We start from the raw sequence: 13,501 nt of genomic DNA, 5'->3' as shown, positions 1-13,501 counted from the left end.
CAGGAATATCTTGGCTGACAAGTGATTTTCCGCTCGCGTGCGGGTACGCTCGGGGCAAGAGTGAACCGGAGGTTGTCATCGTGCGTCGCAAATTCATGGTGGTCCCCGCGCTGGGTGCGGCCACGCTGCTGGCCCTTGGTGCCTGCGGCAGTTATACCGCGATCGACCTGTTCGAACGCGAACAGGTCGCCGAGGACAGGCTGCCGGATTCCATCCCCGTTCCGGAAGATCAGGAGACGGAGCTGGATCCTGCCAGCGCGCGCCTGGCGATCACCCACGACGGGATCGAGTACTACCTCGCCAAGGACCGCAATTCACAACTGGGCTGCATCTATGCGGTGGCCGAGCGGGATCCCGATCAGTTCGTCGGCGGATGCGGCGGGCTTGGGCAACGAGGGGAAATAGTGACCATCACCGGTACGCCTCCGGTCGGCTCCACGGGAGCATTCACGATGGTGACCGATGATTCGGACAACCAGCAGCTGATCAACGACGGATGGGAGCAGATCCATCCGAATATCCTGGTCAGGGACCGGAGGAAGCACTAAACCCCGGAGCCAGGGATTTGCCGGCTGAGAGGTGATTTACCGGATATCTCGGGGTACGCTCGGCACAAGAGTGAACCGGAGGTTCCCCTCATACATCGCATAGCCTTGGCAGTTCTCGCACTGGTTGCAACCGCGATATTGACCCTGTCCTCCTGCAGCACCAGCGCCGGTACCAGCTCCAGGATCGACTTGCTCGAGCGCGAGCAGACTTCCGAAGACCGGTTGCCCCAGTCCGTCCCGACTCCCGAGTATATGGAATTGGATCCGGGAAGCACCCGTTTGGCGGTGACCCATGACGGAATCGCGTACTATCTTGCATCGGCGCAGGAATCCCAGTCGGCCTGTCTCTATGCGGTAGCCCAGACCGATCCCGAGCAGTTCATCGGTGCCTGTGGCGGGCTGGGATTCAGCGACGAGATCATGCACGGCACCGGTATACCGCTGGTAGGTGCCGCGGACTCCTACACATTGGTGGCCGATAATGCCGATGTCCGCTATCTGGTCGCGGACGGTTGGGAGCAGATCCATCCGAACATCCTGATCAAGGGTTAACCGGACTTTATGCGGCAGGCCCGCGCCTCCCCAGCGTCCAGACTCGGAGCGTTGCGGCACCGGTTGGTTGGATAAATTGACCGAAAACTATTCAATATTTATTTCACATCAACTAGGCTTGGGGCATGACTAGCAACACATCCCCTCGTACCGCATCCGCCATCGATGCCGCCGCCAACGAGTACTTCGAGAAGGTGCTGGAGCTCTTCCCGGAAATCGGCACCGAAATGGGGCTAGCCGGGTACGAAAGCCGCTACGGGGACTACTCCCCGGCCGGTACCGCGGCCTACGCCGCAGCCACCCGCGAGACACTGGATAAGTTGGCGAAGCTGGACCCGGCGGATGAGGTGGATGCGGTCACCCTGGATGCCATGCGCGAACGCCTGGGATTGGATCTGGAAGTCATCGCCACCGGCCGCACCGAGCTGAACAACATCGCCAGTCCCGCCCAGGAGATCCGGGCGATCTTCGACCTGATGCCGCAGGACACCCCCGAGGACTTCGGGCATATCGCCGCACGTCTGGCCAATGTGCCGGCGGCCCTGGACGGGTATATCGCCTCACTGCGCGACTCGGCCAGCAAGGGGCTCGTCGCCGCACGCCGCCAGGTGGAAACCGTGATCGAACAGGTCACCGGCTATGCCAAGGACGGCGGATTCTTCAACGAGCTGGCCGCGGCGGGTGAGAAAATTGCCCCCGATTTGGCAACCACGCTCTTCGACGGGGCCGCCGCCGCCAAGGGTGCCTACCGCAAGCTGGCCGGCGTGCTGCGTGAGGAGCTGCTGCCGCAGGCACCGGCCAAGGATGCGGTCGGACGCGAATTCTACGCCCTGGCCTCACGCAACTTCCTGGGTGCCGAGGTGGACCTGGATGAGACCTACGCCTGGGGCGTGGCCGAGCTGGACCGCATCATCGCCGAACAGCAACGGGTGGCCGAGTTGATCAGCCCCGGGGCCAGCATCGAACAGGCCAAGCAGATCCTGAACTCCGACCCGGCACGCAAGTTGCACGGCACCGACGCGTTGCGCGAATGGATGCAGGACAAGGCCGACGCGGCGATGAACGAACTGGCCGGAGTCCACTTCGAGATCCCCGCGCCGATGAACCGGATCGAATGCATGATCGCCCCGACCCAGGACGGAGGCATCTACTACACCGGCCCTTCCGAGGACTTCGCACGCCCCGGTCGCATGTGGTGGTCGATCCCGCCAGGCGAGGAGGAATTCTCCACCTGGTCGGAGCTGACCACCGTCTACCATGAGGGCGTGCCGGGGCACCACCTGCAGATCGGCACCGCGCAGCTGCAGGCCGACACCCTGAACCAATGGCGTCGCAACCTGTGCTGGGTCTCCGGACACGGCGAAGGCTGGGCGCTGTACGCCGAGCGGCTGATGCAGCAGCTGGGCTATCTCGACGATCCGGGTGACTACATGGGTATGCTCGGGGCGCAGCGGATGCGCGCGGCCCGGGTGGTCTTCGACATCGGAGTGCACCTGGAACTGGAGGTTCCCGAGGCCTGGGGTGAGGGGACCTGGACCAGCGAGAAGGGTTTCGAGTTCCTCAAGGCCAACTTCGACGACTCGCCAGGCCAGTTGGAATTCGAATTCACGCGGTACCTTGGCTGGCCGGGACAGGCGCCGAGCTACAAGGTCGGCCAGCGGCTCTGGGAACAGATCCGCGACGAGCTGGCCGCGCGCGAGGGTTCGGAATTCGACGTGAAGGCCTTCCACACCCGGGCGTTGAAGATCGGCTCGGTGGGGCTCGATACGCTCAAGCGTGCGCTGCTGGGCTGATCCCCACCACCCGTGCACCTGGGATGGAGCTTCGCGCACAGCCCCATCCCAGGTTCATTTTCACCTCGTACCCGCTTCCGGAGCCCAGGGCCCCTCCGAGTGCAGGCCTGCGAAACACAGGATTGGCGGTTCCGGGAGCAGTCGCCGGTGTGCCGCTACAAATTCAATCATCCGTGTACCGCGGAGCCGCGGCCCTGGTCCTCCAGCCCACCTCGCGTGGAGCATGTCAGTTGTGCTCGGCGGCCCGGATCAGCAGCTCGGCACCGGTCCGGCGACCTCCGTAGCTGCGGATACGCTCACCGAGTTCGCGCGCCCGTTGCCGTAGCCCTTCATCGTGCAGCAGGCGTTCGACAGCAGCCTGCAGCCGTTCGGCGGACGCGCCGGGCGGCAGCGCGATGCCGACACCCGCTTGCGCGACGATGCGGCCGATCCCCGGCTGGTCGGAACCGGTATCAAGCGGGAGAACCAGCACCGGAACCCCATGGGCGAGGGCGGCGATCGTCGTTCCGTGCCCACCATGGGTGACCACCGCCGTGGCTTGAACCATCAGCTCGGCATGATCCGCCCAGCCATGTAGTTCCACATTCGGCGGCGCATCAAGCTCGGCAGGATCAAGGGAGGGGCCAGTCGTGGCTATTACCCTGGCGGAGACACCATCCACGGCGTTCAGGAGGCGCTGCCAGGAATCCTTGAGGCGCGGGAATGGAAAGGTGCTCAGACTCATAAGCAGCGTCGGCCGAACCGACCGGGCTTCAACCGCCGCCACCATCGGCCCGACGTGTTCGGCGTCGGCTTCGGCTTTCGGGTCGAGTTCCGCCACTGACGCGACAACCACGGTGTCGGCGCCGTCGAGGATCTTCCGTACGGGCAGGCCAAGGAACCAAAGCACCCTTCCGAACCGTCGGAGCCTGACGCGCATGAGGGTGTCTGTCGTCGATTCAAGCAAGGCGTACCGCTGACCGCGGCGGTAGAGCGTTTTCAGCGTCGAGAGCAGCAGCACATCACCGACAACGAGGTCGACCGGGCGCTCACTGAGCTCGTCATCGACATCCCGCGCCGCCCGGCGATCCAGGGTAAGGGTCAGCAGGTTCAGGGGCGTGGCTTTCACCTCGAACCCACCGGCCCGCGGGTAGGCGGCAAAGGGAATACCGGCCTCGGCGAATTGTGGTTCCTGGACGCTGTGCCCCAGAACCCGGACGTGGTGGCCACGACGCAGCAGCTCCCCGGCGATTGCAGTAACCGGCACGGTCGCACCGCCGCCATTCCACGTGAGGAAGAGGAAGCTGGCCATATCGGCGAGCCTACCGACCCGGCGACGCCCGGACAACCGTGCCCGGCCTCGGCACCGTGATGACCGGCGGTTGGGTGAAGTGAACCCCGTTGTCGCGCAGGCGCTTCCCCGCTGCACGCACATTATGCACCCCGAACGAGGTGCAGTGGATCACTGCGCACACCGGGGCCCGCCTGGTCCGGGCACCACACCGGGATTCGAGGATCCCGGAGTTGGCCGGGTCGCACGAAAAATCCAGGTGATGCAAATCCTCAGATCTGCCTCCTCTCATGCGGGCGTAGGTCCATGGAACACACTGAGAGGCCCCTGCCAAACAACAACCGGGCCCAACGGTCTATCACTATTCCCGGAGCAGGTCCTAGGCTTGGAGCTCTAGTCGGATTTCCGGGAAGGATCAGCAATGCAGATGATCGACCTCAGCCATCCGCTTCACAGTGGCATGCAGGTCTACCCCGGGGATCCCGGGGTGCACCTGAGCACCGTACTGAGCCGCGACGCCGACGGGGCGGACGTCACCGCGGTGGAACTGGGATCGCATTCGGGAACCCATGTGGATGCCCCGAGCCACACGGTTCCGGGTGGGCGGACCGTCAGCCAGCTGGCCTTATCCGAACTGACCGGCCAGGCGCTGGTGATCGGGCTGCACGGTGTCCGCGCCGGGGAGTTGATCGACTGGCCGCGGATCTCCGACCAGGCCGGTCACGCAGTTCCGCGGCTCGTGGTGCTGGCCACCGGCTGGGACCGGCACTTCGGAACGCAGACCTACCTGGACCACCCGGTCATCTCACTGGATGCGGTTACCGGACTTTGGAACCGCGGGATGCGGCTGCTGGCGCTGGACACCCCCAGCCCCGATGCCACGATGCGCACCGACAGCCCGGCCGCTTTCGCGGTACACGAGTTCCTGCTGGGACACGACGGGCTGATCGTGGAGAACCTGCGCGGGGCCAGCACGCTGCCGGCCAGCTGCACCATCGGGTTCTTCCCGCTGCCGCTGGCCGGGGCCGATGGGGCACCGGTACGGGCCGTTGCATGGCTGGGACAACCCCCAGTATTCCCGCCTGCCCAATGAGACCGCACACCCTACAGCGTGAGCATCCCGACAAAAAGCTGCATGACGTAACCTGAGGTCATCCCCGTTCTGCGTTGTGAGGCCCCGGCGCCTACCGTTGGTGACCGTGTCTACCTCAACTGCACCCTCGAAACTTCCCGGCTGGGTGACCGGCTTCGGCCCGCAAATCATCGCGGCCCTCGTTCTCGGCCTGGCCCTGGGCCTGGTCGCCAAGTACACCGGCAGTACCGCCCAGGAGCCCACCGCCTTGGGCCAGGGGCTGCAGATCGTCGGCTCCAGCTACGTCTCGCTGTTGCGCACCGCGGTCATCCCGCTGATCTTCTTCGCCGTGGTGGCCTCGATCGCCAACCTGGCCCAGGTCACCAACGCCGCCCGGCTGGCCTGGCAGACCCTGCTCTGGTTCGCGATCACCTCGCTGATCTCGGTGGTCATCGGCATCGCGCTGGGACTGGCCTTCAAGCCCGGCGCAAACACCGGACAGGGCATGCCCGAGGACTACGACGGCCGCACCGGCAGCTGGCTGGGTTTCCTGACCGGCCTGGTCCCGAACAACTTCCTGGGGCTGGGAGCCAGCACCAGCCTCGCCGAGGACGGCGCCAGTACCTCGCTGAGCTTCAATGTGCTGCAGATCCTGGTCATCGCCATCGCCGTGGGCGTGGCGGCCCTGAAGGTCGGCGAGCCCGCGAAGCCGTTCCTGGACTTCTCCGCCTCCATCCTGGCCGTGATCCAGAAGGTGTTGTGGTGGATCATCCGCATCGCCCCGATCGGCACCGTCGGGCTGATCGGCAACGCGGTGGCCGTCTACGGCTGGGACACCATCGGGGCGCTGGGCAAGTTCACCGCCGCCATCTACGTGGGCCTGGCCCTGGTGCTCTTCGTCCTCTACCCGGTATTGGTGCGCGTGCACGGGCTGGGTGTCAGACAGTACTTCTCCGGGGTCTGGCCGGCGGTGCAGCTGGGCTTCGTCTCCCGCTCCTCGATCGGCACGCTGCCGTTGACCCAGCGGGTGACCGAACGCAACCTGGGAGTGCCCTCCGGCTACGCCTCCTTCGCCGTACCGCTGGGCGCCACCACCAAGATGGATGGCTGCGCGGCCATCTACCCGGCCATTTCCGCGATCTTCGTCGCCCAGTTCTTCGGCATCGAGCTGGGCCTGACCGACTACCTGCTGATCGCCCTGGTCTCGGTATTGGGTTCGGCGGCCACCGCGGGCACCACCGGCGCCATCGTCATGCTGACGCTGACCCTGTCCACCCTGGGCCTACCGCTGGCTGGCGTGGGCCTGCTGCTGGCCGTGGACCCGATCGTGGACATGGGCCGCACCGCGGTCAACGTGGCAGGCCAGGCACTGGTTCCGGCGATCGTTGCGAAGCGCGAGGGCATCCTGGACGAGGGCCTGTACAACGCGCCACGCAACGGCAATCCGTTCGCCGATGACTCGGCGCAGCCGCTCACGGTGCGCTAACACCGGCGCATATCCGGCCCCACGGCCCTCCGGCAAGGTTTCCCTGCCGGAGGGCCGTGGTGGCTTAACCGGTCGGGACACTGAGACCCGAATCACCAAAAAACGGTTTGCACGGAGTGCAAAATTGCACGTAGTGTAAAACGTGTGAATGCTGAACCCACCGGTACACGCCGTGAGATGAACAAGCAGGCCACCAGGCAGGCCATTGTTGATGCCACCCTGGATTTGCTGCGCACCGGAGGCCGCGAGGCCATGACCGCCACCGCGATCGCGGACGTCGCCGGGATCTCGCGGCGTACCCTGTTCAACTACTTCCCCACAGTGGATGCCATCCTGGCCGAGCCGGTACGCCGCCTGCTGGATCGGGTGGTGGAGTTGCTCGGCGAATCCGATGCGGACCTTCCCTTGCTGACCGCCGCCATCCAGGCGCTGCGCGGCGCCGGAGTGCCGGAGTTGCTGGCTCCTGTCGCACAATTGAGCCTCAACGCGCAGGCCTGCGGGTTGCTTTCGGCCGATGGGCAACCCAATGAATGGCAGAGCGCCTCCTCCGACGTGGTGAACGCCATCGAACGCCATTCCCCCACGGCTGATCCCTTTGAGGTGCGTATTTTCGCCCACTCGGTACTGGGCGCCGGCCAGGCGGCATTCGAGGAATGGACCTCGCGCCTCTCCGACCTGGCCAGTGGCCGGGCAGGTATGCAACTGGAACTGACCACTGCGCACATCCAGTTGCTGCATTCGCTGTTGACCCATGCACTTGAACAACTCAGTAACGGCTTTCCCGCCTTGCTGACCTCCACCGAATCCACGGACAAGGACCTGTAGTACCCATGGCCACTTTCCTCTACCGCCTCGCTTCGTGGGCGCACCGCCACCGCATGCGCATGATCTCCATCTGGCTGGCGGTATTCATCGCCATCGGCACCAGCGCCACGCTGTTCATGGGCCAGCTGTCGAACACCTTTACCCTGCCCGGGACCGAAACCCAGCGCACCATGGACCGGATGAAGGACGAGTTGCCGGATCTGGCCGGTGGATCCGGCGCGATCGTCTTCCGCGAATCGAGCAACCGCGAACTGAGCAAGGACCAGGGTGCTGCCATCGAGTCCGCGCTGGACCAGCTGGAGCACCACCCCGAAGTGGTATCCGTGGCACGACCCTTCGAACTGCAGGAGCAGTTGGACGCGGCCGAACCCGAACTGGCCAAGGCACAGCGGGAATTGGAGGACGGCCAGCGCCAGCTGGAGGAGGGCCGCGAGCAAATCGCCGACGGCAAGCTCCAGCTGGAGGACGCGCGCAAGGAACTCACCGAAGGCTGGGCCCAGCTCTTCGACGGCCAGAAGGAGATCGCCGAGGCCGAACCGCAGATATCCGCGGCCGAGGTCAAATTGGCCACCGGCTGGCGAGAGCTGCGCGCAGGTGAAGCCGAGCTGCGCGACGGGCAATCCCAGCTGGATGCCGGAACCCGCCAATGGGAGGCGGGACTGGCCGAATACAACACCGGATACGCCCAATACCGTGAAGGGCGCACGGCATTCGAAGCCGGGGAAAAGAAGGTCGCGGCGGCGGCCAGGGAAATCGCTGCGGGAGAAAAACAGTACCAAGACGGGATGAAGCGGATCCTGGGCGATTCAACCCGTGCCGAATTCGACGAGGAGCTGGCCACCGGCAAGACCCAGGCCCAGCAGGGCCTGGAACAGGCCGAGGAAGGCATCACCCAGCTGGATGCCGGGATCAGCGAAGCCGAAGCCGGCTTGACCGAACTGCAGCAGGCATTGGCCGCAGCGCAGGAGGCCGGGGACACCGAGCAGGTAGCCGAACTGGAGCAGCAGATCAATGCCGTGCAGGAACAACTTGAGCAGCTGGCCGCCCAGCGCGCGCAGGCGGTCGCCGGCAAGCAGCAGGCCACCGAGGCCTTGGAGAAGATCGCCCAGGCCGAATCCGGTCTGGGGCAGCTGGACGCGGCCCGAAAGGAACTGGATGCCGGCCAGTCCCAACTGGATTACGCACGCCAGGAACTGGAAGCGAACCGGGGCCAGCTGGACGCTGCCAGCAGCCAATTGGCGACGGCCAAGTCGCAGTTGGATGCCGGTAAGCGCGAGTTGACGTCCAACCAGGCCAAACTGGATGCCGGACAGCGCGAACTGGCGGCCGGACGGGCCGAGCTGAACGCAGGGCAGGCCGAATTCAACGAGCAGAAGGCCCAGTTTGAGGCCGGCAAGGCCGAGCTGGCTGCCGCAGAACAGGAACTGAAGGCCGGCGAAGCCACCATCACGGAGAAGACCCGCGAGCTGGAGGAAGCCGAAGCCAAGCTGCCCGAAGCCGAACGCGAACTGGAACGCGGCCGCGCCGAACTGGATTTCGCAGCCCGCCAGGTCGGTGCCTCTTCCGGTATGCGGTTCATCTCCGAGGACGGTTCCACCGCGGTGGCCCAGGTCAGCTTCCGCGGCCAGACAGATGCGCTGACCGCTGCCGACCGCGAGGCCATTACCGCGATCGCCATCGGCCCGCAGGCGGTCGGGGTGGAAGTACTGTTCTCCCAGGAAATCCTGCAGGACATCTCCGAGGTGTTCGGTGCCGCCGAGGTCATCGGCATCATCGTGGCGGCGATCGTGCTGCTGGTGATGCTGGGCACCCTGGTGGCAGCCGGCCTGCCGCTGCTGTTGGCCCTTCTCGGGGTGGGCGCCGGCGTGGGAACCACGCTGGCCTTCTCCTCTCTGGTGGACATGGCCTCGATTACCCCGGCCCTGGCACTGATGCTGGGTCTGGCCGTGGGAATCGACTACGCGCTGTTCATCATCCACCGCCACCGCACCCAGCTGCTTGGCGGGATGGACGTCGGCGAGTCGATCGCCCGCGCGGTGGGCACCAGCGGCAACGCGGTGGTCTTCGCCGGGTTGACCGTGATCATCGCACTGGCCGCCCTGGTGGTCCCTGGCCTGCCGTTCCTGAGCATCCTGGGCCTGTCTGCGGCATTCACCGTATTGATGGCCGTATTGCTGGCCATCACCCTGCTGCCGGCACTGTTGTCCCTGGTGGGCGGGAAGATCGTCTCGAAGAAGGCGCGGGCCAAGGCCGCAGCCGGGCAAGCGCGCGAGGCCAAGGCGGGCCGTTGGGTCGCAATGCTGACCAAGGCCGCGGTCCCGGTCACCCTGATCGTGGTGGCGCTGCTGGGCACCATCGCGTTGCCGGCCACGCAGATGCGCACCGCCCTGCCCGACGGCAGCGCCGAGGCCGAGGACTCCATGGCCTTCCAGGCCTATGAACAGACAGCCGACAAATTCGGTGCCGGCTACAACGGCCCGTTGCTGGTACTGGCGGATCTGCCGCAGGGTCTGACCGAGCGCCAAGCGGACACCCTGGCCCTGGACGTGGCCGACGAGCTGCGCACCCATGAGCAGGTGGTGGCCGCGATCCCGGTAACGATGACCGAGGACCGCACGCTGGCCGCCATCCAGGTGGTCCCGGGCGACGGACCCGCCTCCGAGGCCACCGAGAACCTGGTGCACGACCTGCGCGACGATGCCCAGCGCATCCAGGACGCCACCGGAATCACCGACTTCGCCGTGACCGGCCAGGTGGCCGCACAGATCGACGTGTCCGAAGTGGTGACCGCCGCCTTGGCCCCGTACCTGGCGATCGTGGTCGGCCTGTCGCTGATCCTGTTGCTGCTGGTCTTCCGTTCCCTGGTGGTCCCCATCCTGGCCACCGGCGGGTTCCTGCTGTCGCTGGCGGCCGCCTTCGGCGCAAGCACCGCGGTCTACCAGTTCGGCTGGTTATCCGAGGTCTTCGGCGTCAATGTTCCCGGCCCGTTGCTCAGCTTCCTGCCGATCCTGCTCACCGGTATCCTCTTCGGCTTGGCGATGGACTACCAGGTCTTCCTGGTCTCGGCGATGCGTGAACGTTTCGTCCATGGTGAATCCGCCCGGGACGCGGTTCGCAGCGGTTTCTCCATGACCGCTCCGGTAGTGACCGCCGCGGCGCTGATCATGATCTCGGTATTTGCCGGGTTCATCTTCTCGCACCTGTCCATGATCCGCCCACTGGGCTTCGCCCTGGCCTTCGGTGTCCTGTTCGATGCTTTCGTGGTGCGCATGACCCTGATCCCGGCGGTGATGCACTTGCTTGGTGACAAGGCCTGGTACCTGCCCAAGTGGCTGGACCGGATCCTGCCCAATGTGGACGTCGAGGGTGAGGCACTGACCGCGATGCTCGACCGGCGCCAAGTCGAAGCGACCGCCGATAACCGTGAAAGGGTCAACGCATGAGCCCGGAACCGAAATATGCACTGCTTCTGGCCTCGGCCTCTCCGGGCCGGCGCAGGGTGCTGACCGATGCCGGGCTGCACTTCGACACCCGGGTATCCCAGGTGGACGAGGATGCGGTGCTGGCCGCCGCCGTAGCCGCTGACGGGCCGCAGGATGCCGATGCCACCGCGTTGCTTCTGGCTCGGGCCAAGGCCGAGAACGTGGCGGCCACTGCCGGAACCCACACGCTGGTTCTTGGGTGCGATTCGGTCTTCGAGATCGATGGGGTCGCCTACGGCAAACCGCACACCGCACCGGTGGCCACCGAACGGTGGCAGCAGATGCGCGGGCGGTCCGGGGTGCTGCATTCGGGGCATTGGCTGATCGATGCCGGAACCGGAACCGGGCACGGCACGGTGACTTCCACCGTGGTGCATTTCGCTCACGTGAGCGACGCCGAGATTCATGCCTACGTGGCCAGCGGTGAACCGTTGCCCTGCGCCGGGGGATTCACCATCGACGGTTTGGGAGCCGCCTTCATCGAATCCATCGAAGGCAACTACCAGAATGTCATCGGCCTGAATGTCAGCATGTTGCGCGAGTTGCTGGCCCGGCACCAGGTGCCGATCACCAGTCTGTGGAGGTAAAGCCAGCTCAGGGTCGAAAAACACCCGCGGATGACCGGCTGGTTCAGCTCTACTAGTTCCGGCCCATGGCGAAACCCGCCCCGAAGCATTCGGGGCGGGTTTCCTCGTCTTGCCTACAGGATTCCCAGGGTGACCCGGCTGGGGAACCGTTCACCCGTGAAGATCTGTTGGTGGGCCACCACCGACTCGGCCGAATCGTAGGCCAACCTTCCGGTGTTCAGGTTGCGGTCCCAACGTGGATGGCAGCTGGAGGTGACCTGCACCCGGATCCGCTCCCCGGCCGCGAAGGTGTAGGCGGTCGCCCACAGCGAGATGCTGAACCGGTAGACGGATCCCGGTTCCAGCGGGCTCGGATCGATGTCAGGGCGGAACTTCCCATCACCTTCGCAGGCCTCACGCCAGCTCCCGCGGACGATGCCGTCGGCGATGCCGGTGGAAGTGCCATCGGCGGCGACCTTGCACAGGCGCACCACGAAGTCGGTGTCCACCGCCGAGGATGAGGCAAACAGCTGTGCGCTGATCTCGCCGAATACGGTCAGCTCCTGCTCCAGCGGTGCGCTGGTGAACACCAGCACGTCGCCGCGTTCCTCGATGTGGTTCTGCCGGGCCGGACCGGCAGGAATAGCGCCCGGGATCATCGTCGCACCGCCAGCGGTCGGCACCGGGTCCTGCGGATCATAGTCGAAGCACAGGCTGCCGCCCCTGCCCGGACTGCTCCGAAGGGATCCGTCGGCCCCAAGGAACAACTCCTGAACCTTTGCCGGTTGTGGCAGCTGTTCGAATCCGCGCCATCGGTTCTCACCCATGAAGAAGATCAACACCTCCGGGATTTTCTCCAAGGCCTCCGGTTCCTGTTTGAGGGTCGCATCGAACCACGCCCGGTGGATGGCCGACAGGTCCCCGTGGCCGGCGACCGCATTGGCCGAGGCGCCCAGGCCGAAGCTGGTTTCCGGGAAGGTACCGGACAGGTTCGTGTGGCTCCACGGCCCGAGGATCAGCCGCGGCCGAAGCCATGGCCGCCCGTTGCTGGCCGCGAGCTGGCGGTAGTACTGGTCCAGGGTGTTCGGTGCGAAGATATCGAACCACCCGCCGATGTGCAGCGTGGGCAGCTCCACCGGCTGCGCGGCCGCGCTGTCCCACAACCGGCAGAATTCATTGTCCGGCCCCTGCCCGGCGCTGGGCAGGATATGGGTGTTCATGAAACTGTTCATTCGTGGGGCAAGGCTGTCCAATGGCAACGTGTCGAAGACACTGCCATCGGTGAACGCCGCATCCAGCTCCCGCCAGGTGGCCAGTTCCCGCTGCAGCCCGTGCCGGTTCCCGGCATGCTCGCGCACCATGGAATTCATGGAGGCCGAGGCATGGCCCCAACCGAAACGCGACCCCAGTTCGAACGCGCCCCCGCGGTACAGCGCCCCGTTGTTCGCGTTGGAACCGGCCGATACACCCAGGGCCAGGGACGTAAGCGCGCGCGGCCCGGCCTGGGCAGCCCGCCACTGGGTTTCGGAGAAGTAGGAACGCCCGAACATTCCTACCCGTCCATCGCTGCAGGCCAGCTGCGCGGCCCACGCGACGCTTTGGGCTCCGTCCTGTTCCTCGTGGACGGAGGGCACAAACTGCCCGTCCGAGCCGAAACGACCCCGGCAGTCCTGGAGGATCACCACATAGCCGCCGGCGGCGATGGTGGCCGGGTTCAGGTAGGCGCTGTTCGCCCCGAGGTCCCGGCCGTAGGGGGTGCGGGAGAGCAGCACCGGATATTTCGCCCCGTCGATGGCTGGGCGATACACCGTGGAGCGCAGGATCGCGCCATCGGCCATGGTGGCTTCCACATCGGTTTCGATCAATACGGGCAGGGGATTATCCACGGTCAGTCCTCTTCCAGGGGG

10 protein-coding genes are annotated in these 13,501 nt (G+C 65.6%); 8 read left to right on the top strand and 2 right to left on the bottom strand.

Translation table 11 applies throughout. From position 1 onward, the window contains the following. The first annotated feature begins 80 nt into the window (after positions 1-80). From OK351_RS06520 to OK351_RS06510, 3 genes are all read left to right on the top strand, one after another. Positions 81-548: a hypothetical protein gene (locus OK351_RS06520; protein ID WP_265157046.1), complete on the top strand. Its 468-nt coding sequence runs from the start codon at positions 81-83 to the stop codon at positions 546-548. Positions 549-653: 105 nt separating this feature from the next. Continuing rightward, positions 654-1,100, top strand: coding sequence for a hypothetical protein (locus OK351_RS06515; protein ID WP_265157044.1), 447 nt, complete (start codon positions 654-656; stop codon positions 1,098-1,100). 125 nt (positions 1,101-1,225) lie between these two features. Next, positions 1,226-2,893, top strand: coding sequence for a DUF885 domain-containing protein (locus tag OK351_RS06510; protein WP_265157042.1), 1,668 nt, complete (start codon positions 1,226-1,228; stop codon positions 2,891-2,893). 226 nt (positions 2,894-3,119) lie between these two features. On the opposite strand, the gene OK351_RS06505 is transcribed toward OK351_RS06510, so the two are convergent. Then, positions 3,120-4,184 (bottom strand): glycosyltransferase, encoded by a 1,065-nt coding sequence (locus OK351_RS06505; protein WP_265157040.1) that lies wholly within the window; start codon positions 4,182-4,184, stop codon positions 3,120-3,122. Positions 4,185-4,584: 400 nt separating this feature from the next. On the opposite strand from OK351_RS06505, the gene OK351_RS06500 reads away from it, so the two are divergent. From OK351_RS06500 to OK351_RS06480, 5 genes are all read left to right on the top strand, one after another. Continuing rightward, a complete protein-coding gene (locus OK351_RS06500; RefSeq protein ID WP_265157038.1) occupies positions 4,585-5,256 on the top strand; it encodes a cyclase family protein in 672 nt (223 codons plus the stop codon). A gap of 100 nt (positions 5,257-5,356) precedes the next feature. Beyond that, on the top strand, positions 5,357-6,721 hold the full coding sequence (locus OK351_RS06495; protein ID WP_265157036.1) for a dicarboxylate/amino acid:cation symporter: 1,365 nt from the start codon (positions 5,357-5,359) through the stop codon (positions 6,719-6,721). A 144-nt stretch (positions 6,722-6,865) separates the two neighbouring features. Continuing rightward, the gene (locus tag OK351_RS06490; protein WP_265157034.1) at positions 6,866-7,546 is read left to right on the top strand and encodes a TetR/AcrR family transcriptional regulator; all 681 of its coding nucleotides are present in this window, start codon (positions 6,866-6,868) and stop codon (positions 7,544-7,546) included. A gap of 5 nt (positions 7,547-7,551) precedes the next feature. After that, on the top strand, positions 7,552-10,989 hold the full coding sequence (locus OK351_RS06485; protein ID WP_265157032.1) for an MMPL family transporter: 3,438 nt from the start codon (positions 7,552-7,554) through the stop codon (positions 10,987-10,989). Then, a complete protein-coding gene (locus tag OK351_RS06480; protein ID WP_265157030.1) occupies positions 10,986-11,615 on the top strand; it encodes a Maf family protein in 630 nt (209 codons plus the stop codon). Before OK351_RS06485 ends, OK351_RS06480 begins: the two co-directional genes overlap by 4 nt. A gap of 113 nt (positions 11,616-11,728) precedes the next feature. Here OK351_RS06480 and OK351_RS06475 read toward each other — a convergent pair whose 3' ends face one another. Continuing rightward, positions 11,729-13,480, bottom strand: coding sequence for a CocE/NonD family hydrolase (locus tag OK351_RS06475; RefSeq protein WP_265157028.1), 1,752 nt, complete (start codon positions 13,478-13,480; stop codon positions 11,729-11,731). Positions 13,481-13,501 lie beyond the last annotated feature (21 nt).

It is taken from the genome of Glutamicibacter sp. MNS18 (genome assembly GCF_026107515.2).
Taxonomy (GTDB): domain Bacteria; phylum Actinomycetota; class Actinomycetes; order Actinomycetales; family Micrococcaceae; genus Glutamicibacter.
This window is presented reverse-complemented; position numbering and strand designations above follow the sequence as displayed.

Excerpts from the sequence above, each read along its gene's own strand:
- OK351_RS06510 (WP_265157042.1), top strand. The coding sequence starts at position 1,226 with ATGACTAGCAACACATCCCCTCGTACCGCATCCGCCATCGATGCCGCC.
- OK351_RS06505 (WP_265157040.1), bottom strand. The coding sequence starts at position 4,184 with ATGGCCAGCTTCCTCTTCCTCACGTGGAATGGCGGCGGTGCGACCGTG.
- OK351_RS06500 (WP_265157038.1), top strand. The coding sequence starts at position 4,585 with ATGCAGATGATCGACCTCAGCCATCCGCTTCACAGTGGCATGCAGGTC.
- OK351_RS06485 (WP_265157032.1), top strand. The coding sequence starts at position 7,552 with ATGGCCACTTTCCTCTACCGCCTCGCTTCGTGGGCGCACCGCCACCGC.
- OK351_RS06480 (WP_265157030.1), top strand. The coding sequence starts at position 10,986 with ATGAGCCCGGAACCGAAATATGCACTGCTTCTGGCCTCGGCCTCTCCG.